General features: G+C 70.9%; 15 protein-coding genes. 9 read left to right on the plus strand and 6 right to left on the minus strand.

Going from position 1 to position 15186, the window contains the following annotated elements:
• Position 1: 1 nt before the first annotated feature.
• From ACFVS8_RS16770 to ACFVS8_RS16785, 4 genes are all read right to left on the minus strand, one after another.
• Complete coding sequence (locus ACFVS8_RS16770) at positions 2-1474, minus strand: hypothetical protein (protein WP_387064752.1); 1473 nt, start codon at positions 1472-1474, stop codon at positions 2-4.
• Positions 1464-2294 carry a TIGR03943 family putative permease subunit gene (locus tag ACFVS8_RS16775; protein WP_387064755.1) on the minus strand — a complete coding sequence of 277 codons (831 nt, stop codon included), beginning with the start codon at positions 2292-2294 and terminating at the stop codon, positions 1464-1466. Before ACFVS8_RS16775 ends, ACFVS8_RS16770 begins: the two co-directional genes overlap by 11 nt.
• Positions 2284-3330: a permease gene (locus ACFVS8_RS16780; RefSeq protein ID WP_387064758.1), complete on the minus strand. Its 1047-nt coding sequence runs from the start codon at positions 3328-3330 to the stop codon at positions 2284-2286. The genes ACFVS8_RS16775 and ACFVS8_RS16780 overlap by 11 nt, the downstream gene beginning before the upstream one ends.
• A gap of 77 nt (positions 3331-3407) precedes the next feature.
• A complete protein-coding gene (locus ACFVS8_RS16785) occupies positions 3408-4655 on the minus strand; it encodes a GTP pyrophosphokinase family protein (RefSeq protein WP_387064761.1) in 1248 nt (415 codons plus the stop codon).
• A gap of 265 nt (positions 4656-4920) precedes the next feature.
• On the opposite strand from ACFVS8_RS16785, the gene dnaK reads away from it, so the two are divergent.
• The 4 genes from dnaK to ACFVS8_RS16805 all read left to right on the plus strand — a co-directional run bounded on the left by dnaK (position 4921) and on the right by ACFVS8_RS16805 (position 8896).
• The gene (gene dnaK / locus ACFVS8_RS16790) at positions 4921-6789 is read left to right on the plus strand and encodes a molecular chaperone DnaK (protein WP_387064764.1); all 1869 of its coding nucleotides are present in this window, start codon (positions 4921-4923) and stop codon (positions 6787-6789) included.
• Positions 6790-6798: 9 nt separating this feature from the next.
• Entirely contained in the window at positions 6799-7383 is a 585-nt protein-coding gene (locus tag ACFVS8_RS16795) for a nucleotide exchange factor GrpE (RefSeq protein ID WP_387064767.1), read from the plus strand.
• Positions 7384-7467: 84 nt separating this feature from the next.
• Positions 7468-8466, plus strand: a complete 999-nt coding sequence (locus ACFVS8_RS16800; RefSeq protein ID WP_387064770.1) for a DnaJ C-terminal domain-containing protein — start codon at positions 7468-7470, stop codon at positions 8464-8466.
• 13 nt (positions 8467-8479) lie between these two features.
• The gene (locus ACFVS8_RS16805) at positions 8480-8896 is read left to right on the plus strand and encodes a heat shock protein transcriptional repressor HspR (RefSeq protein WP_387064773.1); all 417 of its coding nucleotides are present in this window, start codon (positions 8480-8482) and stop codon (positions 8894-8896) included.
• A 12-nt stretch (positions 8897-8908) separates the two neighbouring features.
• On the opposite strand, the gene ACFVS8_RS16810 is transcribed toward ACFVS8_RS16805, so the two are convergent.
• On the minus strand, positions 8909-9619 hold the full coding sequence (locus tag ACFVS8_RS16810) for a hypothetical protein (protein WP_387064776.1): 711 nt from the start codon (positions 9617-9619) through the stop codon (positions 8909-8911).
• Between the two features lie 147 nt (positions 9620-9766).
• Between ACFVS8_RS16810 and ACFVS8_RS16815 the strand changes: the two genes are divergently transcribed.
• The 5 genes from ACFVS8_RS16815 (at position 9767) to ACFVS8_RS16835 (ending at position 14694) form a co-directional block, all read left to right on the plus strand.
• The gene (locus ACFVS8_RS16815; protein ID WP_387064779.1) at positions 9767-11473 is read left to right on the plus strand and encodes a SulP family inorganic anion transporter; all 1707 of its coding nucleotides are present in this window, start codon (positions 9767-9769) and stop codon (positions 11471-11473) included.
• Positions 11474-11482: 9 nt separating this feature from the next.
• Complete coding sequence (locus ACFVS8_RS16820; protein WP_387064782.1) at positions 11483-12613, plus strand: class I SAM-dependent methyltransferase; 1131 nt, start codon at positions 11483-11485, stop codon at positions 12611-12613.
• 42 nt (positions 12614-12655) lie between these two features.
• Complete coding sequence (clpS, locus tag ACFVS8_RS16825; RefSeq protein WP_387064785.1) at positions 12656-12946, plus strand: ATP-dependent Clp protease adapter ClpS; 291 nt, start codon at positions 12656-12658, stop codon at positions 12944-12946.
• Positions 12943-13434 carry a DUF2017 family protein gene (locus ACFVS8_RS16830; protein ID WP_387064787.1) on the plus strand — a complete coding sequence of 164 codons (492 nt, stop codon included), beginning with the start codon at positions 12943-12945 and terminating at the stop codon, positions 13432-13434. Before clpS ends, ACFVS8_RS16830 begins: the two co-directional genes overlap by 4 nt.
• Positions 13435-13548: 114 nt before the next feature.
• A complete protein-coding gene (locus tag ACFVS8_RS16835; RefSeq protein ID WP_387064790.1) occupies positions 13549-14694 on the plus strand; it encodes a DUF998 domain-containing protein in 1146 nt (381 codons plus the stop codon).
• A gap of 68 nt (positions 14695-14762) precedes the next feature.
• On the opposite strand, the gene ACFVS8_RS16840 is transcribed toward ACFVS8_RS16835, so the two are convergent.
• Positions 14763-15158 carry an SHOCT domain-containing protein gene (locus ACFVS8_RS16840; RefSeq protein ID WP_387064793.1) on the minus strand — a complete coding sequence of 132 codons (396 nt, stop codon included), beginning with the start codon at positions 15156-15158 and terminating at the stop codon, positions 14763-14765.
• Between the last annotated feature and the right edge of the window lie 28 nt (positions 15159-15186).

The following is a 15186-nucleotide window of genomic DNA, read 5'->3' on the forward strand; positions in this document are numbered from 1 at the left end:
GTCAGCACCAGTCCGAGAACCCGCCGTTCTGCGTGAGCACGACATCGCCGGAGTCGATGTCGACGACGGTGGTGAGCCGTCCGGTCGGCGACGAGGCGTTCCGATAGTCGTCTTCGGGGGCGCCGGCGGACGCGGTCTCCACGGCGACGAGCCGGCCGTTCGGCGAGACGCACGACGACAGCAGGCGGCTGTCGGGCCCCGTCGTGTACCGCACGACCGTTCCCGCCTGATCGACCCGCACGACCAACGACTCGATCGAATGCCCGCCGGTATCGGGGTCGGTGCTGAAGAGTACGACGTCGAGCAGGTGCGTGCCGTCCTCGTCGAGCTGCTGGACGCCGGAGGGGTACGCCTCGCCCGGGAGATCCGCGACCGGCAGCAGGTTGTCGCTCGACTCGCCCGTCGAGAGGTCGATGAGCGTGCCGCGATCCGGGTCCGCCACCACGAGCTCCGAGGTTCCCGGGAGCACGCCCCGGAGCTCCGCGTGCGAACCCAGCGGTTGGGCGGGTGTCAGCCCGAGCGCGTCGACGAGCGACAGGCCGCCCGATCGGTCGAGCACCGCCATCGAGGATGTGCCGGGAACGAACGTCCAGTCGGCGACGTTCATCGGGGTGCCGTCCGGCCCGAGCACCGCCTCGGGGGTCGCGGCCGCACCCGACACGTCGAGCGTGTAGAGCACGCTCCGGTCACCCCACTCGGCGTCGGCCGGGTCCTGCGCCGTCGCCGTGAACGCGATCAACGGCTGGGTCGTCGATCCTCGGATCGACTGCACCCACCCGGGCACGGGCAGCGCGAGGGACTGCGTCTCGTCGCCCAGGCCGGTCACGAGCAAGGTGTCGGTGTCGTCGTCGCCGATCGAGGCTGCGACGATCACGTCCCCCGCGTGCGCGAAGGAACGCAGCCTCGGCGCCTCCAGCACGTCTTCGGGGGTCGGATCGCCGACCGTCGATCGGCGGACGACGTCGGCGTGGCCGTCGGGGCTCCGCCGCAGGAGGGTGAAGACAGGCTCGTCGGGTGTCGTGAAGCGGTACTCGACCGTCGACGCGGCCGACTGGGCGGTACCGACGACGCCGGTGATGCTCACCGCGATCTCCTCGTCGTACGGCAGCGGGCGCTCGAACGAGAGGATGAGCCTCCGGCCGTCGACCTCGAGGGCCGCCTCTTCTGCCGGGGTGACCACCACGTCGCCGTCGACGCGCTCGACGGGCTGGTTGAGCTCGAGCACCAGTCGCGAGTCGGCGAGGCGGGTCACCCGGTCGACGGCGACCGCGGCGTCGGCCAGTTTCGGGCCCTGGGCGAGCGATGCCGCGCCGAGCGCGACGGTCGCGACCGCGAGCACTCCGATCGTGGTCGCGAGCCCGCGCCGGAAGCGCTTGGCGGCGTCGGAGCGCTCGGCAGCATCTGTGCGCTCGGCAGCATCTGCGTGCTCGGCGAGCTCGGTGTGTTCGGCGGGCCCGCTGCGGTCAGTAGACATACGGCTCCTCGGGCTGCGCCGTCGGTTCCACCGTGCCGGGGATCAGGGCGAGGCCGTCGCCGTCGCTCGGGTCGGCGCCGAGCGCGCCCGTTCCGACGACCCAGTCGTCGACGGCGAACCGCTCCCTCCAGTCGGGCAGGTGCACGGGCACGCCGACCGGGCGGGCGTCGATCGCGCAGTGGGTGATCTTGAACCGCGTGATGTAGAAGCTGTCGTCGGGGTCGCCCTCCACCGGCGACACGAAGCCCTCCAGCTCGAGCGGCGTGCCGGCGAACTCCGAGGCGTCGTCGAACTGGTTGGCGATGAGCGCCCAGTCGGTGATCGTGAACGTCGACGGATCGGCTCCGGCGAGGCTCGTGGCCTCGCTCGCGAGCTCGGCCGCGGTGACCTCGACCGAGCGGTCGACGGCCGTGCGCGCCGTGAGCGTCGTCGGCTGGAACACGAGCAGCGCGACGATGGCGACGGCGACCACGACGAGCCCGGTCGCCGTGCCGAACACGCGACGGGTCGTCGTCGGCCGGCCCGCGGCATCCGCTGCATCGCCCTCGTGATCGCCCTCGAGCTCGTGACGGTCCTCGTGCTCGTGCTCGTGCTCGTGCTCGTGCCCGTGCTCGTGTGCGTGCTCGTCGTGCGCAGGGGCGAGTGCCAGCGCCACGAGCGCGATGGCACCGCCGATGACCGTCATGGTCACGGTGAAGGCCGCGTAGTCGGGGTTGATGTAGAGCCCGAGCTGCCCGGTGGCCGCGAGCCAGAGCGTCGCGACGACGGCCACGAGCGTGAGTGCGACGCCCTTCCACCTGGCGACGAGGCTATGCAGCAAGGTTCACCCCCAGCCCGAGCGCGGCGCTCGCGAGCGCGACGATCGCCGTGAGCTGCACGAGCGTGCGGGTGGTGAAGGTCGTGCGCATGAGCGCGAGCATCTTCACGTCGATCATCGGGCCGAAGACGAGGAACGCGACGATCGCGCCCGGCATGAACGTCGAGCCGAAGGCGAGCACGAAGAACACGTCGACGTTCGAGCAGAGCGCCACGACGAACGCGAGCAGCATGAGCGCGAAGACGCTGAGCACGGGGTTCTGGCCCAGCGTGATGAGGATGTCGCGCGAGGCGGCGACCTGGATGAGCCCGGCGACGGCCGAGCCCACGAACAGGGCCGGAAGCATCGCCGAGGTCTCCTCGATGAACATCCGGGCTCCGCGGTGCACCTTCGACGAGTGGTCGGCGTGCTCGCGTCGGCAGAGTTCCTGGAACGTCGGCGTGAGCATCGAGGTCGGATCGGGGTGACGGCTGAAGACCCAGCCCACGAGGTTCGCGATGAGGAACCCGCCGACGATGCGCCAGAAGAGGATGCCGTCGTCCCAGCCGAAGGCCTGGTAGGTGGTGATGATCGTGACGGGATTCAGGATCGGCGCGGCGAGCAGGAACGTCATCGACTCGCCGACCGTCAGGCCGCGCTGGAGCAGCCCGCGGGCCAGCGGCACGTTGCCGCACTCGCACACCGGGAGCAGGATGCCGAGCAGCGAGATGATCGCCCGCCGGAGGAACCCGTTGCTCGGCAGCCGCCGGGTCAGGAAGTCGGCCGGCAGCCACAGCTGCACCGCGATCGAGAGCACGATGCCGAGGAAGACGAACGGCAGGCTCTCGATGATCACGCTGGCCGAGAGCGTGATGAAGTCCTGCGCGGCGTCGGAGAGCGCATCGCCGGCGGACACGGGCGAGAACAGCCGCACGGCGAGCAGGGCGAGCACGGCGGCGATGCCGATCGACAGGCCGACCGTCGCGGAACGGCCCCACCCGGGGGGCGGCTCGGACGGGCGCAGCAGGGTGCGCCGCGTCGGGACCTGCGGCTCGGTCATCGGTTCCACGCTACGTGATCGCCGCGGTGACGCGCTGACCCCACGTCATGGAGCCCGGCGGGACTGCAGCCGTCCGGTCAGCCGAGGTCGCCGAGGTCGGCGAACGACCCGTCAGCCGATCCGGGCGGCGCGGCGACGGCCTGGTAGCGGCGGCGCACGTCGAGCGCCGAGACATCGGGATGCTCGTAGAGGTAGGTCGCGACCGTGCGGTACTCGGCGATCCGCCCGTCGGGCACGCGGCTCTCGCGGATCTCGGCGCCGGCGACGAGGGCGGCCGCGAGCGCCGTCCAGTAGACGCCGATGCCCCGGAACGAGCGAGGCGGGCGCAGGGGCTCTGCGTCGGTGAGGAGGATGTCGTTCGTGGTGCTCGCGCACGCGATGGCGAGCCGCCGCCCCAGCTCGGAGTACTCGGCGAAGCCGTCGACGAGCGCGTCGTACTGCATCCACCCGGCGGCCCGCACGACGCTCCGGAGCTCGCGGCCCGACCCGGTCACGACGCCGAAGGGCAGGTCGAGCGTGGCGGTCAGGATCTGGTCGAGCGTTCTGGCGTCGCCGTCGTACTGGATGAACCGGCCGATGTAGCCGCGCTCGCCTCCGCCGTCGCCCCGGGTCGGACCGCTCTCGCGGTCGTCGACCTGGCGCCGGATCTGGTCGAGGTTGTCGTCGGCCTGCTCGAGGAGGGCCGCGGAGAGCGCGAAGAGCCGGTCGACCTCGCGGGGCAGCTGCCTGGCCGACTTGTACCTGAAGTCGTGCTCGAGCTCCGACCAGGTGTCGGAGAGCGCGGTGCGCAGCTGCACCTCGATCTGCGGGGCGTCGGATGCCTCGTCGGCGCCCGGGCTTGCCGCGCCTCCGGCGCCCGAGCCGCCACTCGAGCCGGTGCCCGAACCGCCGACCGCCCGGATGGACCCGGTCATGACGGTCTCGTTGCCGGCCTCGGGGATGCGCCCGACGAACTGCACCGAGCGGTACCCGAACGCGTCGATGGGCAGGAGCTCGGACTTGTCGACCCAGGAGTCGTCGTCGACGATGAGCGCCTCGCGTACGATCTGCTCCATGCCGGGCAGGTCGCCCTCGAAGTTCGCGACGACGCGCACGCCCAGGATGTCCTGCACCTCGCGATCGGGGGCGCGGCGCACCTTGCGTTCGAAGGACTCGCGCGACTTCACGCGGGCCGAGACGTGGAAGTACTTGTAGCCCGCGGCCTCGAGGCGCTTCGCGAAGTCGGCCTCGATGCGGCTGCGCAGCTTGCGGTACCGCCGGAGCTCGCGGTCGTACCGGTCGAGCTGGGCGGCGACGAGCGCTTCGTCCTGGTCGCGTGGGTCCACACGGGCAGGCTAGTTCGTGCCGCCCGCAGCCCGTCGTCGTGCCGGCGAGTGGCGGGAATACTGAGCGCCGGCTGTGAGTTGAGTCAGGTGTACTCAACTTTGCGGAACCCGACTTGACACGACAAATCGGCCCTGCAAGGCTTGAGTCATCGGGACTCAAGTTCCGCAGCAAGAACTTCGATCGCGGGCCGGAACGGCCGAATCGACAGCCAGCGGGTGCATGCGGCATCCGCACGCGAACCCCTGGCAGAAAGAGGAGACACACATGTCACGTGCAGTAGGAATCGACCTCGGAACCACCAACTCGGTCGTCTCCGTGCTCGAGGGCGGCGAGCCCACCGTCATCGCCAACGCCGAAGGCTTCCGCACCACCCCGTCGGTGGTGGCCTTCACCAAGGACGGCGAGGTGCTCGTCGGCGAGACCGCGAAGCGCCAGGCCGTCACCAACGTCGACCGCACCATCGCGTCGGTCAAGCGCCACGTCGGCACCGACTGGAAGACCGACGAGATCGACGGCAAGAAGTACACGCCGCAGGAGATCTCGGCGCGCATCCTCCAGAAGCTCAAGCGCGACGCCGAGCAGTACCTCGGCGACACCGTGACCGACGCCGTCATCACGGTTCCGGCGTACTTCAACGACGCCGAGCGCCAGGCCACCAAGGAGGCCGGCGAGATCGCGGGCCTCAACGTGCTCCGCATCATCAACGAGCCCACCGCCGCCGCGCTGGCCTACGGCCTCGACAAGGGCAAGGAGGACGAGCTCATCCTCGTCTTCGACCTCGGTGGCGGCACCTTCGACGTCTCGCTCCTCGAAGTGGGCAAGGACGACGACTTCTCGACCATCCAGGTGCGCGCGACCGCCGGCGACAACCGCCTCGGCGGCGACGACTGGGACGAGCGCATCGTCGAGTGGCTCATCAAGCGCTTCAAGGAGTCGACCGGCGTCGACGTCTCGAACGACAAGATCGCCAAGCAGCGCCTCAAGGAGGCCGCCGAGCAGGCCAAGAAGGAGCTCAGCTCCTCGATGAGCACGTCGATCCAGCTCCCCTACCTCTCGCTCACCGAGAACGGCCCGGCCAACCTCGACGAGACCCTCACGCGCGCGCAGTTCGAGAACATGACCAGCGACCTGCTCGACCGTACGAAGAAGCCCTTCGAAGACGTCATCCGCGAGGCCGGCATCAAGCTCGCCGACATCGCGCACGTCGTGCTCGTCGGCGGCTCGACCCGCATGCCCGCGGTCGCCGAGCTCGTCAAGAAGGAGACCGGCAAGGACGCGAACAAGGGCGTCAACCCCGATGAGGTCGTCGCCGTCGGCGCCGCGCTCCAGGCCGGTGTCCTCAAGGGCGAGCGCAAGGACGTGCTGCTCATCGACGTCACCCCCCTGAGCCTCGGCATCGAGACCAAGGGCGGCATCATGACCAAGCTCATCGAGCGCAACACGGCCATCCCGACCAAGCGCAGCGAGACCTTCACGACCGCCGACGACAACCAGCCGTCGGTCGCGATCCAGGTCTTCCAGGGCGAGCGCGAGTTCACGCGCGACAACAAGCCGCTCGGCACCTTCGAGCTGACCGGCATCGCCCCGGCCCCCCGCGGCATCCCGCAGGTCGAGGTCACCTTCGACATCGACGCGAACGGCATCGTGCACGTGTCCGCCAAGGACAAGGGCACCGGCAAGGAGCAGTCGATGACGATCTCGGGCGGCTCGAGCCTCCCGAAGGACGACATCGAGCGCATGGTGCGCGAGGCCGAGGAGCACGCCGCAGAAGACAAGAAGCGCCGCGAGTTCGCCGAGACCCGCAACTCCGCCGAGCAGCTCGCCTACTCGACCGAGAAGCTCATCAAGGAGAACGACGACAAGCTCCCCGCCGACGTCAAGTCCGAGGTGCAGGGCGACGTCGACTCGCTGAAGTCGGCCCTCGCGGGCGACGACGACGAGGCCGTGAAGTCGGCCTTCGAGAAGCTGTCGCAGTCGCAGGGCAAGCTCGGCGAGGCGATCTACGCGCAGTCGCAGGCACAGGATGCCGCGGCGGCCGGTGACGCTTCGGCCGACGGCGAGCCGCAGGCCGCCGACTCCGACGAGGACGTCGTCGACGCCGAGGTCATCGACGACGAAGACGACAAGAAGTAAGGCGCGAGCATGGCTGACGAGAACGAGAACCCCCAGGTTCCCGAGCCCGACGCCACCGACGGGGAGACGGATGCCGCGGCATCCGTCTCCCCCGAGGAGCTCGCCGATGCGGTCGAGGCCGACGAGCGCGAGCTCACGGTGGAGGACATCCTGAACGCGGCGAACGCCGAGGTCGAGGACCCCACCGACGAGCACCTCGCCGATCTCAAGCGGGTCACGGCCGAGTACGCCAACTACCGTCGGCGCACCGAGGCCAACCGCGAGCTCGAGAAGGAGCGCGCGATCGGCGCGGCCGTCTCGGTGCTGCTGCCCGTGCTCGACGACCTCGACCGTGCCGAGAAGCACGGCGACCTCGAGGGCGAGTCGGCGTTCGCGACGATCGCGGCGAAGCTGCGCGCGTCGGTCGAGCGCCTCGGACTCTCGAAGTTCGGCGAGCCCGGCGAGGCGTTCGACCCGCAGAAGCACGAGGCGATCTTCCAGCAGCCCTCGTCCGACGTCGAGGTCGACACCGTCGCCGACGTCGTCGAGACCGGCTACACACTGGGCGGCACGCAGCTCCGTGCGGCGAAGGTCGTCGTCAAGACGCCCGCGTAACCACTGTTCCGGGAGCCGGTCGGGGAGCGCTCAGCTCCTCGACCGGCGTACCCTTTCCACCAGACTTCGAGAGACGAGGTGTCGATGGCCAGTCAGGACTGGTTCGACAAGGACTTCTACCAGGTGCTCGGCGTCTCGAAAGACGTGAGCGACGCGGAGCTCAAGAAGACCTACCGCAAGCTCGCGCGCAAGTACCACCCCGATTCGAACCCGGGTGATACCGCGGCCGAGGCGAAGTTCAAGGAGATCAGCGAGGCGAACTCGGTGCTCTCCGATCCCGAGCAGCGCAAGGAGTACGACGCCGTGCGCGCCATGGGCTCCGGCGCGCGCTTCACAGCGCCGGGCGCGGGCGGCGGCAACGGCGGGTTCGAAGACGTCTTCGGCGGCATGTTCGGCGGCGGCGCCGGCGGTCGCGGCGGGCGCCAGCAGTACTACCAGCAGGGCGACAGCTACGACGACCTGCTCGGCGGGCTCTTCGGCGGCGGCCGGTTCGGCCAGTCGACCGGCGGGTTCCGCGGCGCGGGCGGCCCGACCAAGGGCCGCGACGTCACCGCGACGACCACGCTCGACTTCATCACCGCGACCAAGGGCGACCAGCTCACGCTGCAGACCGGCGAGGGGCGCAACATCACCGTGCGCATCCCGGCGGGCGTGGCCGACGGCCAGAAGATCCGCGTGGCGGGCAAGGGCCAGCCCTCGCCCGACGGCGGCGCGCCCGGCGACCTCGTGCTCACGGTCACGGTGCGCAAGCACCCCGTGTTCGAGCGCGACGGCCTGAACCTGCGGGTGACCGTTCCGGTCACGTTCGCCGAGGCCGCGCTCGGTGCGACGATCCAGGTGCCGACCCTCGGCGGAGACCCCGTGAAGCTCCGGGTCGCCCCCGGAACCCCGAGCGGGCGCGTGCTCCGCGTCAAGGGCCGCGGCGTCGAGACCAAGAAGGCCACGGGCGACCTGCTCGCGGTCGTGCAGGTGGTCGTACCCTCGCACCTGTCGAAGGCGGCAGAGCAGAAGCTCGAGGAGTTCTCGGCCGAGCTGCCGAACGAGAACCCGCGCGACGACCTCATCGCACGGGCCAGGGGCTGATCCTGCCATGAGCATGGACGAGTCCAGCCCGATCTTCGTCATCTCGGTGGCGGCGGAGCTGGCCGGCATGCACCCGCAGACCCTGCGGCAGTACGACCGAATGGGCCTCGTATCGCCGACCCGCACGTCGGGCGGGTCGCGCCGCTACTCCATGCGCGACGTCGTGCGCCTGCGCGAGATCGCCCAGCTCTCGAGCGAGGGCGTGAGCCTCGAGGGCATCCGCCGCGTGCTCGGCCTCGAAGACGAGGTCACGACCCTGCGCGCCCGCGTGCGCGAACTCGAGGCGACGCTCGCCGACGAGATGCTGAACCGCCCGGGCCGCCGCGTGTTCGCGGCCGGCTCGCAGGGCGAGGTCGTCACCCTCCGCACGGGCACGCGCGTGCGCCGCGAGACGGCGATGGTCGTCTGGCGGCCGCTCGACCGCGAGTAGCGTCGGGCGGGCCTAGCGGCCCCAGGCCTCCGCGGGCGCCTCGATGACCTCGTAGGGGCGCGAGCTCCAGTGCGTGCCGTAGCCGTAGTGGCTCGACGCCCAGGGCGAGGCCCAGATGGCCTGCGCCGTGGCATCCGCCGAATCGCCGCGCTGCAGCGCCGCGTCGACCTCGGGGTAGCGCCCCGACTTGAGGTTCTCGGCCGCGTAGTAGGCCGCCTCGACGAGGTCGACGTAGCTGCCGAGGCCCGACCCGCCGCCTGAGCCCTGTCCGTTGTTCAGCGGGTTGTTACGATTCCACCAGTTGTCGGCGCCGTTCTCCTGACGCGTCCAGCGCATCATGAACGTGATGTTCTCTTCAGTGACGGGCCAGTCGCCGTCGATGAGCACGAGCTTCGCCCAGTCGACGTTGGTGCCGCCCGCGACGAGCGTCTGCGGGCCGGTCGCCGCGGTGTACGACTCGTGCGAGACCTTCTGCGCCTCGACGCCGTCGGCGACCTCGATGGTCTGCGCGCCGTCGACGGTGTCGCCGCCGCCGGCGAGGGCGGTCTCCATCGGTGCGGCGGGCACGAGCGAGAGCGTCGCCACGATGCCCATGACGGCGAGCGTCGAGAGGGCCGCGAGCGGTCGGATGCCGCGGGGCCGCCGCCTCGGGGTTCGCCTGACGCGCGACCCGGCTGCCTGCCGTGCCGCCCTGCGTTCCCCAGTCGACTGTGCGTTCCCCATGCGGGCCCGAGGGTAGCAAACGAGTCTGCGTACCGCACTCAGGAAGGGTGCGGCCGCCTCGACGCGCGCCCGGCACCGGCGCTCGACCTCCGTGTCGCCGCGGTGCCATGATGGTGCTCACGGGGTCCACGGGCGAGGGGCGAGCGGATGACCCGCAAGGCGAAGCGCACCACCGCGCCGTTCGGGCGCCCGAAACCCCGCGATGCCCTCGCGGGGTTCGTGACGGGGTTGTTCTCGATCCCCGAGGGCATGGCGTACGCGAGTATCGGCGGGTTCGCGGCCCCGCTCGGCCTCTGGTCGGGCATCGTGCCGACGATCATCGGATCGGTGTTCGCCCGCACGGTGCTGATGGTGACGACGCTCACGAGCGCGATCGCGCTCTCGGCGCAGAGCGTGCTCGCGGCGGCGGGCTCCGACCCCGGCGACCTCGGCGCGCTCGCGATGCTCACGGTCCTCGTCGGCGTCGTCATGCTCGTGATGGGCCTGCTGAGGCTCGGTTCGGTCATGTCCTTCGTGTCGACGGCCGTGATGACCGGGTTCACCGTCGGAATCGCCCTGCAGATCATCGCGGGCGTGGTGAAGGACGCCACGGGCTACGCGCCCGAGAGCTCGAACACGTTCGTGAAGATCGTCGAGGCGGGCGTCCATGTCGGGCAGTGGCAGCTCTCGCCCGCGGTGGTCACGCTGGTGACGGTCGCCGTCTGGTTCGTGTTCCATCTGATCCGGTGGACGCGTGCGCTCGCGATGCTCATCGCGTTCGTGCTCGTGACGGTCGTCACCTCCCTGCTCGGCACCGACCTGGAGCGCGTCGCCGACATCGCCGCGGTGCCCCGGTCGCTGCCGCCGTTCACCCTCCCCGACCTGAGCGAGATCCCCGCGCTCGCCGCGGGTGCCGTGGCGATCGCGCTCGTCGCGCTCGCGCAGGCCGCGGGCATCGGTGCCGCGGTCGCCAACCCCGACGGGAGCCCGCCGAACGCCTCCAAGGACTTCACGGCCCAAGGGCTCGCGAACATCGCCGGCGGCTTCTTCGGCGCGCTGCCGACCGGCGGATCGCTCTCGCGCACCGGCGTCGCGCAGAGCGCGGGTGCGACCACGCGGTGGACCGGCATCTTCGCGGGCGTCTGGCTCGCCGTCATCGTGCTGCTCGTCGGGCCGTACGCCGGGGCGATCCCGATGGCCGTGATCGGCGGCTTGATGCTCGTGATCGGGTTCGAGCTCATCGCGGGCCGGTTCCGAGACATCCGGCTCGTGGCGCGCACGTCGCTGCCCTCGGCGGCGGCGATGGTCGTCACCTTCGTCGCGACGACCGCGATGCCGTTGCAATACGCGATCTTCCTCGGCGCGGGGCTCTCCATCCTGCTCACCGCGATCACGGTGTCCCGCAGGGGGCGGCTGATCGAGCTCGCCCGCGACGAGACGGGCGGATGGACGCTCCAGGACCCGCCCGAGCGACTGGCGTCGGGCCGCACCACAGTGCTGCACTACTTCGGCTCGGGCTTCTTCTCGGAGGTCAGCCGCATCGACCACGACCTGCCTGACCTGACCGACGTGCACGACGCGGCCGTCGTGCTCTCGATGCGCGGCTGGGCGGGCGTGCCGTCGGCGACGTTCCTCAAGGTGCTCGACGCGCGGGTGCAGGACCTCCAGCAGCGCGGCATCGTGATCGTGCTGAGCGGCGTCTCGCCGAAGCTCCACGAGCTGCTCCGGCGCAGCGGAGCCGTGGAGCACCTCGGGCGCGAGCAGGTCGTCGACGCGACCCCGCGGCTGATGGAGTCGGTCGAGCGCGCGTATGAGCGCGCCGAGGCGCTGCGCACCGGCACGGCCGTGATCGAGGACGAGCCGGGCGCTCGGTAGTGTTCCGGGGTGGACTTCGAACTGCTGCGCCGTGAGCCCGACGTCGAGGGGCACGGGCTCGAGGCCTCCGACGCGGCCGACCGGCTGATCCTCGACGAGGCGGCCGCGGCGATCGTGGCGGCGGGGCCGGGCGAGGTGGTCGTGCTCGACGACGCCTACGGCGCGCTCGCGCTCGGCGCCGTGTCGCTCGGCGCGACCGGGGTGCGCGTGCACCAGGACCTCGTGACGGGCGAGCGGGCGCTCGCGCGCAACGCCGCGCGATTCGGCCTGACCGGCGAGCGGGTGCCGCTCTCGCTCCAGCCCTCGCCCGAGCTCCTGCACGGTGCGCGCGTGGTGCTCATGCGCCTCCCGCGCTCGCTCGATCGGCTCGACGAGCTCGCCGGCCTCGTGGCCGGGCACGCGGCATCCGACGTGCGCATCTTCGCCGGCGGACGACTGAAGCACATGACCCTCGCGATGAACGAGGTGCTGGGTTCGTGGTTCGGCCGCGTCGACGTGACGCACGCGAGGCAGAAGTCCCGCGTGCTCATCGCGAGCGGCCCGCGCGAGCAGCGGCAGCCGCCTGCGCCGGCGTGGCCGCGCGTGCAGCACGATGCCGCGCTCGAGCTCGACGTGGCGGCGCACGGCGGCGTGTTCGCGGGCAGCACGGTCGACATCGGCACCCGCCTGCTGCTCGGCACCCTCGCCGACGCGGTTCCGGATGCCGCGACGGCCGTCGACCTGGCGTGCGGCACCGGCGTGGTCGGCGCCTGGCTGGCGCGAGCCAGGCCGGGGCTCGAGGTCACGGCGACCGACCGCGCGGCGTCGGCCGCGGCATCCGCCCGTGCGACCGCGGCGGCGAACGGCGTGGCCGACCGTGTGCACGTGACGCAGGCCGACGGGCTCGAGCTGCTGCCCGCGGCGAGCGAGCGGCTCGTGGTGCTGAACCCGCCGTTCCACTCGGATGCCGCGCTGCACACCGGCATCGCCGAGCACCTGTTCGCCGACGCCGCCCGTGTGCTCGCGCCCGGCGGCGAGCTGTGGTGCGTGTGGAACTCGCACCTGCGCTACCGCCCGGCGCTCGAGCGCCTCGTCGGCCCGACGCGGCAGGTCGCCCGCGATCCGAAGTTCACGGTCACGGCCTCGCGCCGGGCGGGTTGACGCGCACTCGCGTCATCCGCCCGCTCGTGTCAGTCTTGATACGTGACCTCCACGCTCGAAGAACTCGACCTCGACACCATCACGCGTGTCGCGGCCGACGTGCCGTGGCAGACCGTCGTGTGGGACGACCCGGTCAACCTCATGACGTACGTGAGCTACGTGTTCCGCACCTACTTCGGGTTCGCGCGCGACGAGGCCGAGCGCCTCATGCTCTGCGTGCACACCGAGGGTCGTGCGGTCGTCGCGACGGGCAACCGCGAGGCCATGGAGCGGCACGTGCAGGCCATGCACGGCTACGGCCTGCAGGCCACGGTGGCGAGGGCCGAGCCGTGATCGTCGCGGGGCGCAGCGACGGCGAGGGGGTGCGCCTCGTGCTCGAGACCGAGGAGGCCATGCTGCTGTCGGAGCTCGCCGACCAGGTCGACTCGGTGCTGCTGCTCGGCGAGGTCGACGACCCGGCGCTCGGTCGCCTGCTGCCCAGCGCGTACCCCGACGACCGCGCCGCATCGCACGAGTTCGAGCGGTACACGCGCGACAGCCTCGTCGACGGCAAGCGCCAGGCGGCGCAGCGCGTGCGCGACGCGACCGCCGCCCACGAGGGCGAGGGCGTCGTGCAGATCGAGCTCGACGAGTCCGAGGCGTGGGGCTGGCTCACGTTCCTCACCGACCTCCGGCTGATCCTGGCCGAGCGCGTCGGGGTGGTCGAGGAGGGCGAGTCCGAATCCGACGAGACCCGCGACGACTACCTGCGCGCCGCCTACGAGTGGGCCGGGTTCGTGCAGGGCTCGATGCTCGAGGTGCTCGACCCGATCTCGTCCTGACCTCGCGGCAGCGGCCAGCCTGTGGACTCGCCGCCTCGCGCGGTGGCATGCTGATCCCGTCCCGCCGTGTCGCCGAACGGAGGCGCGCGGGGGCGCGAGCGGGTGGGGGCGTACATGTCGGGAACGACGGCGGCGAGAGCACGTGCTGAGCACCGGTCGATCGGGCGGGTGCTGAAGTACCCGGGGGCCGACGTGGCGACCGTCGAGTCGGCGGCGCTCCTCGTGGGGTCGGCCTTCTTCGTGCTCGGCGGACTCGTCTCGCTGGTCGTGTTCTGGGGCAGGGACCTGCCGATCTCGGGATCGGGCTCGCTGGGCGAGTTCGCGGCCATCGGCGGCGGCGTCGCCGCGCTGCTCGCGTTCGTCGCGGGCCGGTACGTCGCCGACCGCACGCCCAACCCGGCGCTCCGGAGCGAGATCGGCACCGGCCTGTCGAGCCCCGAGGCGAAGCTGCACTGGTTCGACGTCGCCGCCCTCGCGATCGCGCACGGCATCATCGCGCTGCTCGGCTGGCTCGCGCTCTCGACCGTGCTCGAGCTCTGCTTCCGCGACGCGGTGGTGTTCTCGCTGCCCGCCTCGGCGCTCGCCGGGGTGGCGCTCGCCCTGTCGGCCTACGCGAGCTTCCTCTCGTCGGTGCGGATGACGCCCATGCTGCTCTCGCTCGTGCTCGCCGTGTTCCTCGTGGTCGGTGTGCTCGCGAGCATGCTCTCGGCGAGCGACGAGCACTGGTGGCAGGAGAACCTCTCGGCGCTCGGCATGACCGACGACATCTCGGCGCTGGCGTTCAACCTGACCCTCGCCATCGCGGGCGCGATCGTGACCATCGTCGCGAGGTACGCCACGGCCGCGCTCCCCGCGACCGACCCCGTCGACCGCAAGGGGCGCAACAGCGTGCGGCTGCTGCTGATCCTCATCGGCATCTTCCTCGCGTGCGTCGGCATCTTCCACGTCGACGACTTCTTCTGGGTGCACAACTCCGTCGCCACGGGCATGGCGGTGTGCTTCGCGATCCTGGTGTTCCGACTTCCGGGGCTCGTGCGGTCGATCCCGCGCGTGTTCGTGCTGCTCGGATACGTCTACGTCGCCGTCATCGTGGTCGTGGCCGTCTTCTTCGCGACCGGCTACTACAACCTCACGGCCGTCGAACTCGTGGCCGCCTGCCTCATCTTCAGCTGGATCATCGTGTTCCTCCGCACGGCCGGCGCCGTCGAGGATGTCCCCGCCGAGACGGCGGCTCAGCCGGGGCCGGGCGCGGAGCAGTAGCGCTCCCCGGACACGACGAGAGGGCCGGATGCGCTGCATCCGGCCCTCTCGTGTTCAGTGCGAGGTGATCAGGCCTTCGACAGGGCCTGCGCCTTGAGGTGCGCGAACTCCTCGGCGCTGATGGCGCCGGAGTCGAGCAGGCCCTTGGCCTTGGCGATCTCGTCGGACGGGCTGGCCGAGCCGGCCGTCTGACGGATGTAGTCGTCGGTCGCCGCCTGCATCTGGCGCGCTTCCTTCTGCGAGCGCTCGGCCATGCCCTGACCGCGGGCGATCAGGTAGACGAGCGCCGTGAGGAACGGCACGAAGATCAGGAAGATGATCCAGACGGCCTTCCACCAGCCGTTGAGCTTGTGGTCACGGAACAGGTCGCCGACGATCGAGAAGAGGATCATCAGGTAGGCGACGAAGACGAAGATCCACAGGAACCACCAGATGATGCTCCAGAAGTTTGACCAGAAGTCCATTACATATTCCGTTCTCGAGTTTTCCGCG

The sequence above is a fragment of the Agromyces sp. NPDC058110 genome (assembly GCF_042884735.1).
GTDB lineage: Bacteria > Actinomycetota > Actinomycetes > Actinomycetales > Microbacteriaceae > Agromyces.